This is a genomic window from Microcystis sp. M_OC_Ca_00000000_C217Col, from assembly GCF_007095585.1.
Classification (GTDB): domain Bacteria; phylum Cyanobacteriota; class Cyanobacteriia; order Cyanobacteriales; family Microcystaceae; genus Microcystis; species Microcystis panniformis.
The window spans coordinates 20,324-37,901 of record NZ_SFBV01000087.1 but is presented as its reverse complement, the minus strand read 5'-3'; the positions used below and the strand labels follow the sequence as shown (position 1 = coordinate 37,901).

The 17,578-nt window shown below is 40.9% G+C and carries 15 protein-coding genes, 1 tRNA gene and 3 pseudogenes; 10 read left to right on the top strand and 9 right to left on the bottom strand.

The genetic code is table 11. The features are described from left to right. The first annotated feature begins 349 nt into the window (after positions 1 to 349). Positions 350 to 1,327, top strand: a complete 978-nt coding sequence (locus EWV66_RS04955) for an alpha/beta fold hydrolase (RefSeq protein WP_287109143.1) — start codon at positions 350 to 352, stop codon at positions 1,325 to 1,327. A gap of 477 nt (positions 1,328 to 1,804) precedes the next feature. On the opposite strand, the gene EWV66_RS04950 is transcribed toward EWV66_RS04955, so the two are convergent. Further along, positions 1,805 to 2,449: a hypothetical protein gene (locus tag EWV66_RS04950; protein ID WP_287109142.1), complete on the bottom strand. Its 645-nt coding sequence runs from the start codon at positions 2,447 to 2,449 to the stop codon at positions 1,805 to 1,807. A 102-nt stretch (positions 2,450 to 2,551) separates the two neighbouring features. Between EWV66_RS04950 and mnmA the strand changes: the two genes are divergently transcribed. Next, a complete protein-coding gene (mnmA, locus tag EWV66_RS04945) occupies positions 2,552 to 3,640 on the top strand; it encodes a tRNA 2-thiouridine(34) synthase MnmA (RefSeq protein WP_287109140.1) in 1,089 nt (362 codons plus the stop codon). 59 nt (positions 3,641 to 3,699) lie between these two features. Here mnmA and EWV66_RS04940 read toward each other — a convergent pair. Beyond that, a pseudogene (locus tag EWV66_RS04940) lies at positions 3,700 to 3,825 on the bottom strand (phycobilisome rod-core linker polypeptide); the annotation flags it as partial. A 1-nt stretch (position 3,826) separates the two neighbouring features. Here EWV66_RS04940 and EWV66_RS04935 point away from each other — a divergent pair. The 5 genes and pseudogenes from EWV66_RS04935 to EWV66_RS04915 form a co-directional block, all read left to right on the top strand. Continuing rightward, positions 3,827 to 3,976: pseudogene (locus EWV66_RS04935) on the top strand (IS630 family transposase); the annotation flags it as partial. 129 nt (positions 3,977 to 4,105) lie between these two features. Next, positions 4,106 to 5,095: a serine/threonine-protein kinase gene (locus tag EWV66_RS04930; protein ID WP_287109138.1), complete on the top strand. Its 990-nt coding sequence runs from the start codon at positions 4,106 to 4,108 to the stop codon at positions 5,093 to 5,095. Between the two features lie 46 nt (positions 5,096 to 5,141). Then, positions 5,142 to 5,759 carry a COP23 domain-containing protein gene (locus EWV66_RS04925; RefSeq protein ID WP_159294159.1) on the top strand — a complete coding sequence of 206 codons (618 nt, stop codon included), beginning with the start codon at positions 5,142 to 5,144 and terminating at the stop codon, positions 5,757 to 5,759. Positions 5,760 to 5,878: 119 nt separating this feature from the next. Next, positions 5,879 to 8,254, top strand: coding sequence for a CHAT domain-containing protein (locus EWV66_RS04920; RefSeq protein WP_287109135.1), 2,376 nt, complete (start codon positions 5,879 to 5,881; stop codon positions 8,252 to 8,254). A 231-nt stretch (positions 8,255 to 8,485) separates the two neighbouring features. After that, positions 8,486 to 8,848: pseudogene (locus tag EWV66_RS04915) on the top strand (aminomethyltransferase beta-barrel domain-containing protein); the annotation flags it as partial. An 89-nt stretch (positions 8,849 to 8,937) separates the two neighbouring features. Here EWV66_RS04915 and EWV66_RS04910 read toward each other — a convergent pair. From EWV66_RS04910 to EWV66_RS04895, 4 genes are all read right to left on the bottom strand, one after another. Then, on the bottom strand, positions 8,938 to 9,690 hold the full coding sequence (locus EWV66_RS04910) for a phycobilisome rod-core linker polypeptide (protein ID WP_016515545.1): 753 nt from the start codon (positions 9,688 to 9,690) through the stop codon (positions 8,938 to 8,940). A 209-nt stretch (positions 9,691 to 9,899) separates the two neighbouring features. After that, complete coding sequence (locus EWV66_RS04905) at positions 9,900 to 10,481, bottom strand: phycobiliprotein lyase (protein WP_002803416.1); 582 nt, start codon at positions 10,479 to 10,481, stop codon at positions 9,900 to 9,902. 240 nt (positions 10,482 to 10,721) lie between these two features. Further along, positions 10,722 to 11,645 (bottom strand): restriction endonuclease, encoded by a 924-nt coding sequence (locus EWV66_RS04900; protein ID WP_185237222.1) that lies wholly within the window; start codon positions 11,643 to 11,645, stop codon positions 10,722 to 10,724. 600 nt (positions 11,646 to 12,245) lie between these two features. Then, positions 12,246 to 12,581: a hypothetical protein gene (locus EWV66_RS04895; RefSeq protein WP_052278473.1), complete on the bottom strand. Its 336-nt coding sequence runs from the start codon at positions 12,579 to 12,581 to the stop codon at positions 12,246 to 12,248. Positions 12,582 to 12,715: 134 nt separating this feature from the next. Between EWV66_RS04895 and EWV66_RS04890 the strand changes: the two genes are divergently transcribed. Both EWV66_RS04890 and EWV66_RS04885 read left to right on the top strand, forming a co-directional pair. Beyond that, a tRNA-Cys gene (locus EWV66_RS04890) sits at positions 12,716 to 12,786 on the top strand. 336 nt (positions 12,787 to 13,122) lie between these two features. Beyond that, positions 13,123 to 14,409, top strand: coding sequence for an RNA-guided endonuclease InsQ/TnpB family protein (locus tag EWV66_RS04885; protein ID WP_052276879.1), 1,287 nt, complete (start codon positions 13,123 to 13,125; stop codon positions 14,407 to 14,409). On the opposite strand, the gene mtnB is transcribed toward EWV66_RS04885, so the two are convergent. After that, positions 14,394 to 15,029, bottom strand: a complete 636-nt coding sequence (mtnB, locus tag EWV66_RS04880) for a methylthioribulose 1-phosphate dehydratase (protein ID WP_052276878.1) — start codon at positions 15,027 to 15,029, stop codon at positions 14,394 to 14,396. The two genes, EWV66_RS04885 and mtnB, sit on opposite strands and share 16 nt — an antisense overlap. Before the next feature lie 336 nt (positions 15,030 to 15,365). On the opposite strand from mtnB, the gene EWV66_RS04875 reads away from it, so the two are divergent. Then, positions 15,366 to 15,746, top strand: a complete 381-nt coding sequence (locus EWV66_RS04875; RefSeq protein ID WP_002760482.1) for a hypothetical protein — start codon at positions 15,366 to 15,368, stop codon at positions 15,744 to 15,746. A 10-nt stretch (positions 15,747 to 15,756) separates the two neighbouring features. Here the strand turns inward: EWV66_RS04875 and EWV66_RS04870 are convergent, their stop codons facing one another. After that, complete coding sequence (locus tag EWV66_RS04870) at positions 15,757 to 15,999, bottom strand: hypothetical protein (protein WP_002738501.1); 243 nt, start codon at positions 15,997 to 15,999, stop codon at positions 15,757 to 15,759. A gap of 102 nt (positions 16,000 to 16,101) precedes the next feature. Then, the gene (locus EWV66_RS04865) at positions 16,102 to 17,535 is read right to left on the bottom strand and encodes a TM0106 family RecB-like putative nuclease (RefSeq protein ID WP_052278472.1); all 1,434 of its coding nucleotides are present in this window, start codon (positions 17,533 to 17,535) and stop codon (positions 16,102 to 16,104) included. Positions 17,536 to 17,578 lie beyond the last annotated feature (43 nt).

Sequence of the window (17,578 nt, the reverse complement as noted above, 5' to 3'; positions counted from 1 at the left end):
AACATGAGATTTTTTCGACTTGTTCAAAGTGGCCGTCCGGCATCCGGACACTCAAAACGGACGGGTCGAAAGAGTCAGACTTAAGCAATTAAGCGTTTTTCGCTATCTGCGTCAACCCCGTTGACGCGACCACCCTAAAAAAGTGGCGTGGTGAGGAATCGCCGTCCGTTTTACGGCGGCGAGGATGTCAACAAGGGGGGACTAAGGGGGGATCGGCACCCCCCTTATCAAGGGGGGCAGGGGGGATCGAACCTAAAATTCATTTTTAATTTAATTATAACCAGCTACTTAATCATTCTTAATTCTCCAGCAACCACGAGAATTTTTGATTTTTACAAGAGGTCTAGTTATGTCTTTATCAATTCGGGTAATTATCCTAATAGCGACGACAGTTTATCAGACGTTATCTGTTTGGTTAGAAGAACAAAAAGCACCTCCGGGTAATTTGATTAATCTGGGTAAATATCGCCTACATTTTTGTCTAGCAGGAGAGGCTAGTCCCACTATTATTATTGACCATAGTTTAGGGGGAATTGAGGGATATTTTTTGATAGAAGAATTGTCACAATTAGCTAGGGTTTGTATTTATGATCGAGCCGGTTATGGTTGGAGTGATCCTAGTCCATATCCCCGAACTAGCTACCAAATTGTTCAGGAATTAGATAAATTACTAACCCAAGCAAAAATAGAACCACCTTATATTTTAGTTGGTGATTCTTTTGGCAGTTATAATGTTCGACTGTATGCTCATCTGTTCCCAGAAAAAGTAGTAGGTTTGGTACTCACAGATGGTTTACACGACAAAGGAATGCTGAAAATGTCGCCAGCATTAAAGGCATTAAAATTATTTTTCATCTCTGGATTTTTGATGTCGATTATTGGCTCAATTTTAGGCATTATCCGAGTTTTGAGAGTTATGGGAGTTTTTGAATTATTAAAACCAGAATTGCGTCGCTTTTCCCCGGATTCTTGTGATCGAGTTAAGCGTTCTTTCTGTCGCGCTAAACACTGGATGACGATGAGTAGAGAAATGCTTAATCTCGACCAAAGCGCTCGTCAGGTAAGTGAGGCTAACAATTTCGGTAATTTACCGATAGTTAGTATTAAAGCTAATTCTTTTTTTAAACCTTCCCTTTGGACTCGCTTTATTCCCCTCAAAAGTGCCAACCAACTCCGGGAGGAGATGCACCTAGAATTAGGCAAGTTATCCAAAGATTTTATGGAAATACAAGCGGATAAAAGTGGTCATTTTGTCTGGATGGATCAACCGGATGTGATGATCGATGCGGTCAGAATTTTGCTTGACAAAATTAACTCTGTGTGCTAAGTAATAAGGTAAAGTTAACTTCCTAGTTAGGATAGGCAAAAGGCAAGAGATTCGATCGAGATTAGCTGAAATCCTAGAGACTTATTGCCTAATTAGGGTTTGCTGAATAAATGTGAAATGTAGGCAAGGTAAGGGTTTTGTGGCTTTTCTGGCGAAACAGGTGCCAGATTTTGAGAGAATCCTGCTTCAAAACCTTGCGTCTTCATCGTCCCCCGTCCTGTAGGGGCGAAGCATTCGGGCAATAACCTATCGGTGAAACCGTAGATTTTCTATCCGAATGCTTCGCCCGTACTTATTCAGCAGACCCTAATTAGGGTTTGCTGAATAAATCTAAAAACCTTGTTCGATAAAACTTTTAGACTTTTTTGATATCAAAAAGTGTCAGCCATTGGAGTGAACGGGGGGGAATAAAACCCTACACCCCACACCCTACACCCCACACCCTACACCCCACCAACAGACTTTTTGCCGCAAACCCTAATTATTGAGGGTAATAATCTGAGCGCTAAAACCCTGTTTAGTCAACTCTTGTACCCGTTGTTTAGCTTGGTATTGTTGCTGAAATAACCCCGCTTGAATAACATTTTCTCCCGCGCGGATAAATGCGAGGGGTTCAATTTCTTGAATTTTTGCCAACGCTTCTGTACTATTACTCCTAACTTCAACCCGAAAGAGTTGATTAGTCGCAATAACCCGCTGCTGTGGTGGGGGAGAAGGGGGTTTATTGGTGCGATTTTGCGGTGTGGGAGCAGGTGGATTGACAGTTTGACGATTATGATTATTAACCAGCGTAGCATCGGCAGGACGCACGGTAGCGGGAGCTTGAAAAACGTATTCTCTCAGGGGTTGATTACCGGAAACTGGGTCCGCCACCAGAGGACGAACTGAAGGAGAATTAACTGGGGGCAAATTTAAGGGTGGACATTGGGAACAATTAACAGCACTGGGACTGTCTGAACGTTTAGTTGGTTGTCTCACCGCCGGCGGTGGGGGCAAACGACGACCGGGATAAAGATTCTGGGCAAAAGATAAGTTTGCTTTTAGCAGTAGCGTTGCTTGAGCGATTATCCCGACTTTTAACCAAAATAAAGCCGAGAAAAACAGTAGGTTTGTTCTCATCATGCTGGTTTGTCCTCACACGAAATTTGGGTACACCATGTCCAAATTTTAAAGGAGGAGATGCTAGTCTAGAAAGTATATTGGTTAAAAATCATTACAAGGTTTATGGGAAAAGTTGTTGTCGGTCTATCGGGGGGAGTAGATAGCTCTGTTGCCGCTGCCGCCTTACACGCTCAAGGTTATGATGTTATTGGCTTGACCCTGTGGTTAATGAAGGGTAAAGGTCAATGCTGCTCCGAGGGAATGGTGGATGCGGCCTTTATTTGTGAGCAGTTGGGGGTTCCCCATCATATCGTCGATAGTCGCGAGCTTTTCCAAAAAGAAATTATTGATTATCTGGTTTCTGGTTACGAAGCGGGAATCACACCGCTGCCCTGTTCTCAGTGCAATAAAGCGGTAAAATTTGGCCCGATGCTGCATTATGCTAGGGAAACCTTGCAAACGGACACTATTGCCACCGGTCACTACGCTAGAATTCGTTTTTCTCCGGAAAATAACCGTTATCAACTGCTGCGCGCCGTGGATAAAAATAAAGATCAATCCTATTTTCTCTATGATCTAACTCAAGATGTACTGCGTCGGACTTTATTTCCCTTGGGCGAACAAACCAAGGCAGAAACCCGCAGGATTGCCCAGGAATTCGGCTTAAAAACAGCAGATAAACCCGATAGTCAGGATTTATGCTTGATTGAAGCTCACGGAACGATGCGATCGTTCTTGGATAAGTATATCGCGGTTAGTGAGGGCGATATCGTCGATCTCGATGGCAAAGTTTTGGGTAAACATAGCGGTATCCATCATTATACGATCGGACAACGCAAAGGCATCGGCATCGCCGCCGCCGAACCTCTCTATGTGGTAAAACTCGATCCCGTCATGAATTGGGTTATCGTCGGTAATCGCGCCAGTGCCGTTAGTGCCGCTTGTCTTGTCGGACGGATGAACTGGGTTTCTATTGCCGAACCCACCACCCCTATCCGCGCTCAAGTACAGGTACGTTATCGTTCTCCGGCCGTTCCCGTCAATGTTATTCCCCTAGAAAATAATCAAGTGAAACTGGTTTTTGATGAACCACAATTTAGCATCACCCCGGGCCAAGCAGCCGTAATTTATGAAGGGGAAATCGTTCTCGGTGGGGGGATTATTTCAGGAGCAACCCCTAATGGAGAGCCACCAATTCACAAAATAACCTGATTATGGTTCAGGGGTCATTCTGCCAATTAGGGACTCTCCCCAGCAGATTTAGCTAAAAATTAACGACGGGGTACAGAAGCCTCGATGTTAATATTCATAGCGGAGACTCTTGGTACAGGATTGCCTTTGGCGCTACCGAGACCCCGGGCCATAGCCAAGAAGCTGGAAGGATCGCCAGCTTTGGGTTATGGTAAATATTATGAAAACTTTTCTGACTTTTCTTCAGCTATTTATGAATGTCTGAATGATGTCCATCTGAAACATAAAAAAGAACTGGATTCGTTGCTCACTCTACGATTTCAGAAGTTTAATAAATCTCAGATTATGAACGTCTAAAGTATATACAATATCTGCGATCGCCCTTAAAAAGGGGGACTTTGAATCCGGTTCCCCCCTTTTTAAGGGGGACTAGGGGGGATCAATCAATGCTATAATAACCGCTATTTATCAGCAGGTAAGATAAGGGTGAATTTATTAGTCCATCGTTATCAAATTGTGCGATCGCTTGCTTCTGGTGGATTTGGTGAAACTTTTCTAGCTAAAGATACCCAATTACCAGATCATCCTTGGTGTGTTGTCAAGCAACTTAAACCCCAATCTGATCCCCAATCTTGGCAAATAGCAATGCGTTTATTTGATACAGAAGCAAGAAGTCTTTATCAATTGGGAAAACACGCTCAAATCCCCCAATTATTTGCCCATTTTTCTGAAAATAATCAATTTTATCTCGTTCAAGAATATATTGAGGGACATCCTTTAGGTGAGGAAACTATACTAGGGAAACAATGGGAAGAAATAGCAGTAATTGAATTTTTAGAAGATGTATTATCAACTTTAGCTTTTGTACATCAGCATAACGTTATTCATCGGGATATTAAACCTGATAACTTAATTAGACGCAAAGGAGATAATAAAATTATTTTAATTGATTTTGGTGCGGTAAAACAGATTATTAATTTAAGTAATCCTCAAAACCAACCTAAGACAATTGGAATAGGAACACCAGGATATATGTCAAATGAACAAAATCTAGGAAAACCTACCTTTAGCAGTGATATTTATTCTGTGGGAATGATTGCTATTCAGATGTTAACGGGATATTATCCTACCCAATTAGTTGATAGTCAAACAGGAGAAATACATTGGCAAAATAAAGTCAAAACAACACCTAAATTTACTGATATTTTAGTTAAAATGAGTCATCCAGATTTTCAACAACGCTATCCCTCAGCTACAGAAGCTTTGCAAGCAATTCAAGGTTTACAGGGAGTCTCCCCCACCATGGTGCCAACAGTTTCTATGTCTCATTCTTCATCTATACCAAATAAAGGGGGTAAAATTGCCGTTATTCCCCTAATTTTAATGTTACTTTTAGGAGGAGTAATTGGTATTGGGGTGATCAATTTATCTGAGAGACAACAAAACAATGAGACACAACATCAACCTGCTTTTTAAGCTATAAAGGTAATAGGAACAAGTTTAACAGGAGTAAGTAAGATTTATGAAGCGTCATACTTCGGGAATAGCAGTCTCACTTTTATTTGGTTTGCTAATGCTGACCTCAGGATGTCAAGGAAATTCTAATGCTGCAACAAAATCTAAGTTTTTTTGTGGAAATGCTCGATATTTAGGTAAAAATGTGCCAGCTACTATTGTCCATAATCCAAATTCAGACAGAGATTTTACTATAATTATTTGGAAACCAGATAATTATTATTTTGGTAATCAATGGAATCCTCGAAAACGATGTGATCAAGTTTCTAGACGATTCCAAGATATTTATGATCGGGATGGACTACAGTATGTCACAGCTACCGTAGCAAGTTGGATTAATGATCGAGAAGTTCCCGTTGTCTGTGGAGTAAAATCCAAAAGTGCTACTTGTGATCAAGATGATTTACTCTTTACTTTGGAAACTAAGGATGAGCCTTATGCAGTATTAGATGATCTTATGGAAATTCGTCAAGCACCTGATAACAATACACCCTTAACTAGAGGAGTAAATGATTCTAAAAATTCTGGTAAAAAGCAGCAAGTTTTTTATGATTTATCTGAGGTTTTGAAAGTAGAAAAATCCCCAAAACAGCCATCTAATCCAAACAATGGTGCAGCGTTTTAGACTCAAAAAACAAAATTTTATCTGATCATATTAATATGATCAGATAAAATTTTGTCTGAATCATTATCTAAATTATCATGCTCTATATATACAATTTAGTTAATTTTCTAGAGGTAATCATGAAACTATCTCAATTAGCGACTACTCTAATTATTGCTCTAACGTCAAGTCTCTTTAATCCTTTTCATTATGGCAATTTCAATCGTTTAGGTATTTCCTCAGTTTTAGCAGCAGATTTTTATGTAAATAATCCAGATCGTCCTATCAATGGTAAGCCTCTAACTTTAGAACAAGCCCATTATTTAGTTTTTCTTCCTGAAAACTTAGTACAGTATGGTAATACTCTTTCGGAAGCGGATAAACAAGCTATTATTGAAGATATGCCAAAAATCGAGGAATTTTTAGAAAAAAATGACGGAAAAATTGAATGGGGTAAAATATGCACAGTTTATCAAATTGCTGAAGATTGGAAAAGAGCAGTTAATGCTTGTAAGAAGGAATTAGAATCTGAACAATCTAATATAGAACAAGGAGAATTTTTAGGAGAATTAGGAATAAATGATCCTTTTGCTCAACTTGCTGAAGCTTACATAGGTGCGGGAGAATATGACAATGCAATTAATTATTTAAACAAAGGTCTTGAATTTTCTAAAGTTGGTCATCTATCGGGATTACCAAAAGAAACAAATTTTAAATTTTCATATTTATTATTAATGCGTCTAGGAACAATTTATTTGAAGCTAGGGAACTATCAAGAGTCAATCAAATATTACCAACAGGCATTAGATAATGTATCATCAAACCAACAAGCATTAACGAGTCAATTTCATGGGATAGTATCTTCAATACATGAAGGGATAGCATTTGCTTTACTTCGTCAGGGAAATTTGCAGGAAGCAGAAAAATCATTTATAGAAGCAAAGAAAAATGATGAAATCTCTTGGGAACAAACAGTTAGCTTTTTAAAACCACCGTACATTGAGGGAGGTATGACAGAGGGAAATTTAGTTGATGAACTTTCTTTCTACCCTTATGGATTACAAGAATTGAAGGTGAAACAAGGTAAATATAATGAAGCTCTAGAGTTGGCAGAAATGGGAAGAACTCGCATTCTTTCCTATTTAATCTCTAAATCAAATGATACATCTATAACTATTTCAGAAATTCAGCAACTTGCCAGAAAGAAAAATGCGACGATAGTTAAATATTCTTGGCTTGAGAGTCCTAGTAAATCTGTTAGCGCAAAAGCAGATTACTCATCTCAAATTTATATCTGGGCAATTCAACCTAGTGGTGAAATTTATTTTTCTCAAGTTGATCTTTCTCAACCATCAATTAACTCCCCACAAACTCAGGTAGAATCATTCACAAGAGGTATTAATCTCAATTCTAATTCTTCTATTAATTCTAAATTGTTGATTCCTTGGGGAATTTTACTTATAGGAATTTCCTTAAGTTACTTCTTATTACGTCATCGTAAACCCTTAATGATTGTAGGAATTGTAGCTAGTGGTTTAACATCTTCTTTCTTATTCTTTCAACAAAATCAAACCCCTTCCTTGAATATTGACAATAAAAGTTTAGTCCAACTCACTCAACAAACTTTTGCAACTGTCAGAAGTAATAATCGAGATACCCTATCTAATGCTGTGACAGCAACAATCTGTAAAGATCAAACCCAATGCTTAGACAGATTATCTCAGATTCTCATTAATCCAATTGCTCAATTCTTACCCAAAAATCCAGAAGAATCAGTTATTTTTATCCCTGATCGAGAACTCTTTAGAGTTCCTTTTGCTGCCTTAAAAACTGCTGATGGAAAATATCTAATAGAAAAGCATCCAATCCAGATTTATCCCTCTATTCAAACCCTACAACGAATTGATCAAGAATCTAGCAACAATACCCTAAATCTTACCTCAAATGCTCTAATTGTTGGGAATCCTACCATGCCTAAAATGGAAAATGGTCAACAACTTCCTGCTTTACCAGGAACAGAAAAAGAAGCACAAGTTATCTCTAATTTTTTAGGAACTCAACCCCTAATTGGTGAACAAGCGAATATACAAAATGTCACCGGACAAATGCCTAACGCTGATATTATTCACTTAGCAACGCATGGTAATGATCAAGCTATCGCTCTAGCCCCTGCTGACGAACAATCTGGCTTTTTAGGTCAAGAAATCTATAGGATGCACTTACGCGCTAATTTAGTTGTTTTAAGTGCTTGTGATACAGGATTAGGAGATATTACCAGTGATGGAGTTGTAGGTATAGCAAGACCTTTTATGGCAGCAGGAGTCAAAAGTGTAGTTGTTTCTTTATGGTCTGTTCCCGATGCAGCAACTTCTGATTTAATGATCGAATTTTACAACAATCTTAAAACTAAACCCAATAAAGCCCAAGCTTTACAACAAGCAATGTTAACTATTATGAAACAACACCCTGAACCCGTTAACTGGGCTGGATTTATATTAGTTGGAGAAGCAGAGTAAGCGATTACTGGAAGGTGTCCTATGGGTTTTGCCTGAATGGGTTATGATATGATTGGTGCGATCGCTGTTATTTCTGTCTGGGGTTTCTCCAAACGCAATGTTTTAGATCTGGTACAAAAATAAGATTAACACAAATTGTATAGTGCGATGCCGAAGGCACTGCGTAGCAGTACACCGATCTTGTCGGTTGGGTTGAGGCAACGAAACCCAACACTACCTTTTCCTATCTTTCACTTAATCGGACAACGCAAAGGCATCGGCATCGCCGCCGCCGAACCTCTCTATGTGGTCAAACTTGATCCGGTCATGAATCGGGTTATCGTCGGTAATCGCGAAAGTGCCGTTAGTGCCGCTTGTCTTGTCGGACGGATGAACTGGGTTTCTATTGCTCAACCCACCACCCCTATCCGCGCGCAAGTACAGGTCCGTTATCGTTCTCCAGCCGTTCCCGTCAATGTTATCCCCCTAGAAAATAATCAAGTGAAGCTGGTTTTCGATGAACCACAATTTAGTATCACCCCAGGCCAAGCAGCCGTGATTTATGAAGGGGAAATCGTCCTCGGTGGGGGGATTATTTCAGGAGCAACCCCATAGGGAGAGCCACCAATTCACAGGATAACCTGATTATGGTTCAGGGGTCATTCTGCCAATTAGGGACTCTCCCCGGTAGGTTTAGCTAAAAATTAACGACGGGGTACAGAAGCCTCGATGTTAATATTCATAGCGGAGACTCTTGGTACAGGATTGCCTTTGGCACTACCGAGACCCCGGGCCATAGCCAAGAAGCTGGAAGGATCGCCGGCTTTGGGTTTTTGCTCTTGGGGAACATAGCGACGGACAGCATTCTGCCAAACGATTTGGGGGAAGCCCAAAATACCACGATAGTAGCCATCGTAGCGAGGCGAGGTGATGTTGAATGGACGTTCACCGATGTCGCGGCTGGCTAGGGTGCGACGACGTTGGTAGGGAACAGTATCATAACCAAAGCTTTGCAGATACTCGTCACTGTTGAGAAGTTGATCGACAAAACCTTGAATCCCTTTGGTGGCAACGACAATCGACCAAGCAATTTTTTCTCTTTCGCTATAGACATCGCGACCGAGGACTCTTTGTACTACCTGTTCGACAAAGCGATAGTTGCTGTTTTTCTCGTAGAAGCTGTTATAGAAGGTTTTCGATAACAGTAAACCACGAATGAAATCCCGCACCGATAATTGTCCATTGCGTAATTGGGATTCGAGGAAGGGTTCCCGATCCCATTTGAAGGCATGGAAGAAAATCTGACGGTAAGCGGCTTCGATTAAATCGTCCAGGTCGGTAGGGGAGAGGACATTTTCCGTCGTGTAAACTTTCGGTTTTTCGTCTCCACCGACATCATAACCAGCTACCCGCACGTTTTGGGACTTGGGGGCGTAATTTAAAAGAGGAATGGCCAAGGGTAAACCTCCGTATCCTTAGAAATGCTTAAAAAACTTTCCTCCTAATGATAAGGGAGTAGGTGCCAACTAGAAAAGAAATATTAAAAATTCTTACAATTGTTAAGAAAACTTGCTTACCATCCGGGGTGTTGGGGAGTGCCGGAGCAGGGAGAGGGGAGAAAAAAGCTGATGACTGATAACTGATAACTGATAACTGATAACTGAATTTACCAGCCACTAATCGAATAGGATGAAGGTTCGGGGGAATCACTAGAGACTGACTCCGATGACTGATTACGGGATTCAGCACAGAAAGTGGCCGTATTAAAACCGCCAAAACGTTGAACTGTGCTAGTGCGGAGACGTAAATCGGCATCGGCAAACCAAAAACGCTCGATCGAGGTCATAGTTTCGTATTCTGTAATTAAGACTAAACCTTCCTGTTCATCAATGTGATAACGGCCCGCCACGGGAATGATTTCCGCATAACCTCGCTCCCGCAGGAGAACACCCGCTTGGGGATTATCTTCATCGGGAATTAGCGCAAAAACGGTGGTTCCTTGATGATTTTCGTCTTCTTTGTCCCACTGCATCGAACCATCCCAACTGACAAAGGCCCCCCCCACAGTCTTAGCGGGATCGACTTCGTGCATTTCACAGATAGCGATAATTTTCGGGTTATCGGCGCTTAAAGCTTCCACATAAATCTCGGAATCGCCGGTTTCTGAGCGTCGAAAGGGTAAATGATGGGTGGTGCGCTGAGATTTCCACTGTCCCGCACTTTTCTGAAAAAAGGTCATCCCGTCCATAGTTTTTATCCTCTATTTTTCCCATCTATTTTAACGCCATGGCCGTTTTCTGTAACCCTTGTCCTCCTCTCTCTCTCATTCATCCCCAAAATAATCATGATCAATTCTCTTGATTTCATAGATTTTTTGGGTCGATACACCTAAGTTATAAGTAGGGAGGCACAATTATTTGTAGGATGAGTTAGCGGTAGCGTAAACTATGCGGGCGTTGGGTTTCATGCTTCAACCCAACCTACGTTATTATTCATCCCCAAAATAATCATGATCGATTCTCTTGATTTCATAGATTTCTTTGGTCGATACACCTAAATTATAATCGATCATCAATTGACCTAATTCTTCCCCATCAATCAGCACTATTTTTATCTCATTTCTGGGGGCATATTCTAAAGCCTCTTGGGTAAAATAGGAAGTAGTGATAAAAATACCTTTTTTGGCTCCTTGTCCTGCTAATGCCCCGACAAATTTCTGGATTTCTGGACGACCAACGGCATTATTATCAGCCCATCTTTTGGCTTGAATATAGATTATATCTAAACCGAGTCTATCTTCTTTTATTATTCCATCAATCCCTTGATCACCGCTCTTACCCACTGCTTTACCTGCATCTCTAATCGAGCCACCATAACCCATTTTTACCAGTAATTCTACTACTAATTTTTCAAAAGCATCTGGGGATAATTTTCGCAGAATAGAAAGTAAGTCTGTCGCTAATGCTTGACGAATTTCTTGATAGGAGTTTTCTAGTAATTCCTCTGGGTTTTGTTCTTGATCAGAAGTTGATAAATTGCTTTCAAGAGTAATAGTTTCATTTTGCTTATTGACTCTAGTAAATTCTTGAAACTCAGGAAATTGCCTGAGAAATTTTGTATCGATATGGTCTAGATTTTGAGATAAGATTTCTTTTCCTTTCTCAGAAATTACAAAAGTTGCCCTTTGGGGTGACTCAATTAATCCCGCTTTCTTTAAATAGGTTTTTGCCCAACCGACTCGATTAGCAAAAATTTCTTGTTGTCCACTGGGAAGCATTTCTTTTCTTTCCGCTTCCGTGACTTGAAACTCTCTGACCAAGGCTTCAAAAATTTCTCGATATTTATAAACTTTGCCATCTGCAAGTATTTTTAATAGCGGCAACATAATCGATTGAAAATCTGGAATAGGCATAGTTCAGATGAAAAGCGGGGTCAGTCATTCCGATTATACAGATTAAAAATGGATTTTAGGTTCGATCCCCCCTGCCCCCCTTGATAAGGGGGGTGCCGATAGGCGGGGGGATCCCCCTTAATAAGGAGGCATCTGATAATTTTTAACGCCTACCTACTTAGATAGATAATAATACCAAATCTGTTTTTAATAGTGCGATTAACTGCCAATCGAACTTTAAAAACCCACTCCTTACTTACCTAATTCCCCACTCCCTACCCTCCTATACTTTTAAAACAGGATTTAGTATAATACACCTGAAATTATTAATGATTGGGAGGCATTCCTAAAGAATTTGAGACAGAAATTATCGCTATTGATAATCGTCTTGATACTCCAAAATAAGCTGTTTACTATCTAAATTACTTGTTAAGACTGTCTATGAGCGCCAGAGCGGGTAGCAGGGAGTGTCAATGTCATAAGTAGCTGGTTATAATTAAATTAGAAATGGATTTTAGGTTCGATCCCCCCTGCCCCCCTTGATAAGGGGGGTGCCGATAGGCGGGGGGATCTGATAATTTTTAACGCCTACCTACTTAGCTAAAAAAATCCCTATCCCTGCTATTCGTACAAAATCTCATCAAAACAAGCTTCTCCCACACTCGCTAAAGTTCTAGCGGTAGCTTTATCGGTTTTCGACTTCTGCACGAGGGCGCGGAATTGCTGTAGATTGTAACGAGCTTGGAATTTTTTAATCGTGCAGTCGCATAGGTCTTTTGCCACATCAGCAGCTAATCCTTCCCCCCGCGCTCTTTGTAAACATTCTTGACGATAACTATCGAAAGTCGTGGCAGTATTAGAACTTTGGCTAAGGTAAACGGCATTATTAGCCTGTACTGGCAAGGATAAAGCCAATAAACCGATAAAAGTTAGTAAATATCTTTGATTTCTCATCATAATCGCTTTTTTAAGCCTGAAATCCCCCACTAGATTAGAGAACTGCTGCATAAATTATAGATCGATCGCTCAACTCTTGGGTTCCAGTCTTGGCAAACTGTCATCTGTTATGCTACGATGAATACTGCTTGATCGGCGCCATCGCCAAGTGGTAAGGCAGAGGTCTGCAAAACCTTTACCCCCAGTTCGAATCTGGGTGGCGCCTTGGAAAATATCGGCAATCTTTTCTTGATTGCCTTGTCTAAATTAAGGTTTACCAAGGTTTTACCTAGAATGTCGGATGAATGCCCCCGCTACATTTTTCGACAAGATACTCACCTTTGCGGGGGATGAAATCCGACCAGAATATCAACCGCGGAGCATCGGTTTAATTCCCCCATCTGTCGGTAAACTGTGTTATCAGTAGTCAGGCAAAATAAATTTCCTAGTGAAGATAGGCAAAAGGCACTCTTGCAATAGGCAAAAGGAGGAATAGATAATCAGTCTTTAATAACTGGATTTAGTGTTATAATTAATTTAACCAATGGTCGAGGATTATTAGATGCTAGTCGTAGAAGCGAAGTTAAAAAACGGAACACCAGAGCAATATCACCGGCTTGATGAAGCAATTAGAACATCTCAGTTTGTGCGTAACTCTTGTGTTCGTTATTGGATGGACAATAAGGGGACAACCCGTAATGACCTCCAAAAACTTTGCGCGGTACTAGCTAACAATAAAGAGACACCATGGGTTAATAAATTAAACTCTCAAGCTCGTCAATCGGCTGCTGATAGAGCCTGGCAATCAATTAATAGGTTTTATCAGAATTGTCATGCTAAGATACTTGGGAAAAAGGGTTTTCCTCGGTTCAAAAAGCATAGCCGTTCCGTTGAGTATAAACTAACGGGCTACAAACTATCTAATGAGCGACGTAAAATCAGATTTACTGACGGGTTTAAAGCAGGAGAATTTGATTTATGGTGTAGTCAAAAGACATTAGTTTATTATTCAGAGCAACAGATTAAACGGGTAAGAGTTGTTAGACGTGCTGATGGTTATTATTGCCAGTTTTTGATTGACATAGAACGGAAAGAATACCATAAACCAACGGGACAAATAACAGGAATTGACTTAGGGTTAAAAGAGTTTTATACTGATGCCCAAGGCAATACTGTAGAGAATCCACGTTATTTACGAAAGTCAGAAAAACGACTGAAAAAAGCACAAAGGAGATTATCAAAACGATTTCTTCAAGGGAAAAAACAGTCTAAAAACTATCACAAGCAACGGATAAAAGTAGCTAGGCTTCACCTGAAAGTATCAAGACAACGTAAAGACAAAGCAATTAAAGACGCTTTGGCGTTAGTCCAGTCTAATGATCTGGTAGTTTATGAAGCTTTAAAGGTAAGAAACTTAGTAAAAAATCGTCAGCTTGCCAAGTCGATTTCTGATGCTTCTTGGTATCAATTCACTGAATGGTTGAATTATTTTGCCAAGATTTATCGGATTGTTTGTATTGCTGTTACTCCCCATTTCACGACTCAAGATTGTTCAGTTTGTGGGACGAGAGTTCAAAAAACCTTAAGCACTAGAACTCATCAATGCCCCAATTGTAAAACAGTCTTGGATAGGGATCATAATGCAGCAATAAATATTCTTAAAAAAGGGTTGCAATATTTGGGAAATCATCTCAACGGTACTGTTGGGCAAACAGAAACCGACCCAAACGCCTTGGGAGAGTCCGGTCTCTGGGTTTTCAGTGGAGACATTGAGAATCTAAGCTGTCTCGTTGAACAAGGAATTTCTAACAGCGATGTGGAAAGAATCCCCCGTCACAGCGTAGCTTGACGGTGGGAGTATGTCAATTGATAGGCTGCCACTAGATAACGAAAAATATACTCAACTATCTCTAAATAATTCTCGGTAGTTTCTAGAGACTCACCCCACACCGTCACACCATGGTAAGAAATCAGTAAAGCGGGAATTTCCGGGGGGAAAGTTGAGAATCTACTTTCTATTTCTGCGGCAATTTTCGGCACATCGAGATAGTTAGCAAAAACCGGCATAAATACTTGAGGATTTTCTACCCAAATACCTAAACCTTTCAACATTTCTAAGGGAGGTAACGATAACTTATCCTCACGAGCAAAACGGGAAACTAAATTCGCTTCTACCGAGTGAACATGATAACAAGCTTGTGCTTGGGGAAAGAGACAATAAATCACCTGATGAATGCTAGTTTCGGCCGAAGGACGATTATCTCGATGAGCTAATTCTCTGACTTTTCCCGTCAGATCCACGCGCACAAAATCCTGTTCTGTGAGTTTACCTTTACTTTTGCCACTGGCAGTAATCCAAAAACTATGATCATCAACTTTAGCGGATAAATTACCCGCCGTGCCAAGCATCCAACCCAGTTGATAAAATCTTCGGGCAGCTGCCACTAGAGACAGACGAGGATCGCTCATGGTTTTTAGAGATATGGTGGATAGGTATCGACCTATTATAACAAGTTGAAGCGAGCAGACGACCCACTCGCCAGCAGATTTGGTGAGGATGTCAATCTGGATAATCTCGCTCAAAACTAAAGCCAAGGCAGAATAGGGTGAGGAACCAGTGAGTCAAAGTAGGTAGGCGTTAAAAATTATCAGATCCCCCCGCCTATCGGCACCCCCCTTATCAAGGGGGGCAGGGGGGATCGAACCTAAAATCCATTTTTAATTTAATTATAACCAGCTACTTAATGTGTTGGGAGTGTGTTAGGTTAAAGATAATTGCAGCTTTGATGAATCGAGGGTTGAGCCGTGAATAACAACTTTTTCCGCAGCTATTCTGTCAATGATTCTGGTTTGGGTTGTTTCTTATCTTTGATTTTAGTCGGATTGTTGTTAGGCTCGATCGGACTGGGTTGGTTAGTCAATGGTTTTTTAATTCTCGTGGCATTCCTAATCATTTCCCCTGTGATTGCTTGGGGTATTTTTCGCTGGTGGTTACGACGCAATTTAGTTGAAGATAGCTGTCCCGTCTGCAGCTACGAATTTACGGGTTTTAATCGCACGGAATGCCAATGTCCTAACTGTGGTGAACCATTAAAAGTGGCAGGGGGTAAGTTTATTATTCTCACCCCTCCCGGTACGATCGATGTACAGGCGATCGAAGTACCTACCGGACAGTTGGAAGATTAGGGTCAAACCATCACCATCTAGGCACGCGCACCAAGCTGAAAGCGGGGGTTCTGAATTTTAACAATAACAGCAGTCCCAGCAGGTGAATTGACCAGTGAACGAGAACTAAGCCCCAAATAATTGCAAAAATCAAACTACTAACGGCAAGAGCTTTAAAAATATCATTATCGGTCTTTTGATACCAGAGAAGACTAAGGAAGGAAAGCAGTAGGAGTAGAAGCGGAAAAAGTGGGGAGAACATGGGGATCACCATTGGGTGAGGGGACTGTCTTCACATCCATAGCCTATCATTTTCCCTTGACGGCTACGGGTAGCAGCGGCTACATTACCCCCTATTTGTCATAAATCTTTAGAATCAAATTAAAAAGTTTACAAGCCAATCTTTTAGCCTAAAGGTGGCGCGACAATCATCCTCATTGTAACGCAAAATAGCCGCCAATAAAGTCCGATCTCCTGTTTTTAACCACTGGTCATACCACCAAACGCATTGATCCCCGCTTACTCCCCGGTCGCGCCATTGAAAGCCAATCCAGTTAGCGAGGGATTTTAAAGAATAACTTTCCACGGGAAAAGTTACCGAGTTAACTACATGATAGTGCAGATCAAAACAGCGAGAAACTAACTGATTAATCAAAGAAGAAGGAGTTTTATAAAGATAACCCAATCGCTTAATTGTTTCCACTTCGTACTCAGAAAAGTGAAAAATTGGTGCTTGATAATCCTGCATGACTAAGGTTAAAAATTCCTGCCATATCCTGCCTTCATCTTCCGGCTTTTCTGCCAAAAAGGGATAAAATTGCTGGGTATTAACTCGATAATCAACCCGTAAAATCCCCAAAAGATAATCTAAATTCTGTTCTGGTTCCGCTTCGATATCAAAATAAAATTCAATCTCGGCCCTCGGTAGGGGAGACAAATAAGCAGTTTTGCCGTTACTTTTGCGAAAGGGCCGATTTTCAATAATTGCTTGGGCCTGTAATTGTAACTGATTAGCCACCTCTAACCCCATCCCCTCCCCCATACGGGTAGGACAGGTAAGCGCCAGGGATTCCATGGTGGAAACCCCCAAAGACTGTAAAAATTGGTAACGACTAGGAGTCACCCCCGGGACTAAAGAAAGATGTTGACTCGCTTGGGCGATACCATAACAGTGACTATACCAATGACATAAACTGCAACGCTGACGCGAGATAAAAACTTCTGGTTCTTGGCGATTAATCACCATGGCGCCGAACTTTTTGATTATTTCCTCTAGTTTAGTTAACCAGAGATTCAATTCCACCCGATAGCGATTATGACGACGTAGGACAATTTCCGCATAACTGGGAAAAACTCCCTGCATACTAGCCAATAAATAGGCGTAAAAAGTAGCCAGCAGCTTATATTCAGGCTTAGGACGGCGCCCGAGTTGAATATTGAGGGGATAATAAACCCAATCGCCAAATTTCGACTCTCCTGCCTGTTTAATTAATAAATGCGGGGAACCGGTTAAAGAGACGGGATAGGTAGATTGCAAAAGGACTCCGTGATAAATACAGGGTACCCCCTGACGCATCAAAGCTTCCGTTTCCCTAGCGGCGGCCAAAATATCAGTGCTGGGGGTAGTCAGGGAACAATAATCGGGATAGGAGTCTTGCAGGACTTTTTTAACGTGAATTTGACTCTCCTGGCGCAATTTAAGCAAAAAATCTCGCTCAGGGTCTTTTTCTTGGCTATTGCCGTAGAGATTTAAAAACCCACGGCGTTGACAACGTTGGTAGTCTAGAAGTAAATCATCGGTCAGTAGCATTCTATCAAGGAGAAAAGTTAAGCTTTCCTGGACCTGTGAGGTA

What these genes read in the sequence shown, in the direction of transcription:
- EWV66_RS04900 (WP_185237222.1), bottom strand. Translation starts at nt 11,645, where the DNA reads ATGCCTATTCCAGATTTTCAATCGATTATGTTGCCGCTATTAAAAATA.
- EWV66_RS04885 (WP_052276879.1), top strand. Translation starts at nt 13,123, where the DNA reads ATGCTAGTCGTAGAAGCGAAGTTAAAAAACGGAACACCAGAGCAATAT.
- EWV66_RS04955 (WP_287109143.1), top strand. Translation starts at nt 350, where the DNA reads ATGTCTTTATCAATTCGGGTAATTATCCTAATAGCGACGACAGTTTAT.
- EWV66_RS04865 (WP_052278472.1), bottom strand. Translation starts at nt 17,535, where the DNA reads ATGCTACTGACCGATGATTTACTTCTAGACTACCAACGTTGTCAACGC.
- mtnB (WP_052276878.1), bottom strand. Translation starts at nt 15,029, where the DNA reads ATGAGCGATCCTCGTCTGTCTCTAGTGGCAGCTGCCCGAAGATTTTAT.
- EWV66_RS04895 (WP_052278473.1), bottom strand. Translation starts at nt 12,581, where the DNA reads ATGATGAGAAATCAAAGATATTTACTAACTTTTATCGGTTTATTGGCT.
- EWV66_RS04925 (WP_159294159.1), top strand. Translation starts at nt 5,142, where the DNA reads ATGAAGCGTCATACTTCGGGAATAGCAGTCTCACTTTTATTTGGTTTG.
- mnmA (WP_287109140.1), top strand. Translation starts at nt 2,552, where the DNA reads ATGGGAAAAGTTGTTGTCGGTCTATCGGGGGGAGTAGATAGCTCTGTT.
- EWV66_RS04920 (WP_287109135.1), top strand. Translation starts at nt 5,879, where the DNA reads ATGAAACTATCTCAATTAGCGACTACTCTAATTATTGCTCTAACGTCA.
- EWV66_RS04870 (WP_002738501.1), bottom strand. Translation starts at nt 15,999, where the DNA reads ATGGTGATCCCCATGTTCTCCCCACTTTTTCCGCTTCTACTCCTACTG.
- EWV66_RS04905 (WP_002803416.1), bottom strand. Translation starts at nt 10,481, where the DNA reads ATGGACGGGATGACCTTTTTTCAGAAAAGTGCGGGACAGTGGAAATCT.
- EWV66_RS04950 (WP_287109142.1), bottom strand. Translation starts at nt 2,449, where the DNA reads ATGATGAGAACAAACCTACTGTTTTTCTCGGCTTTATTTTGGTTAAAA.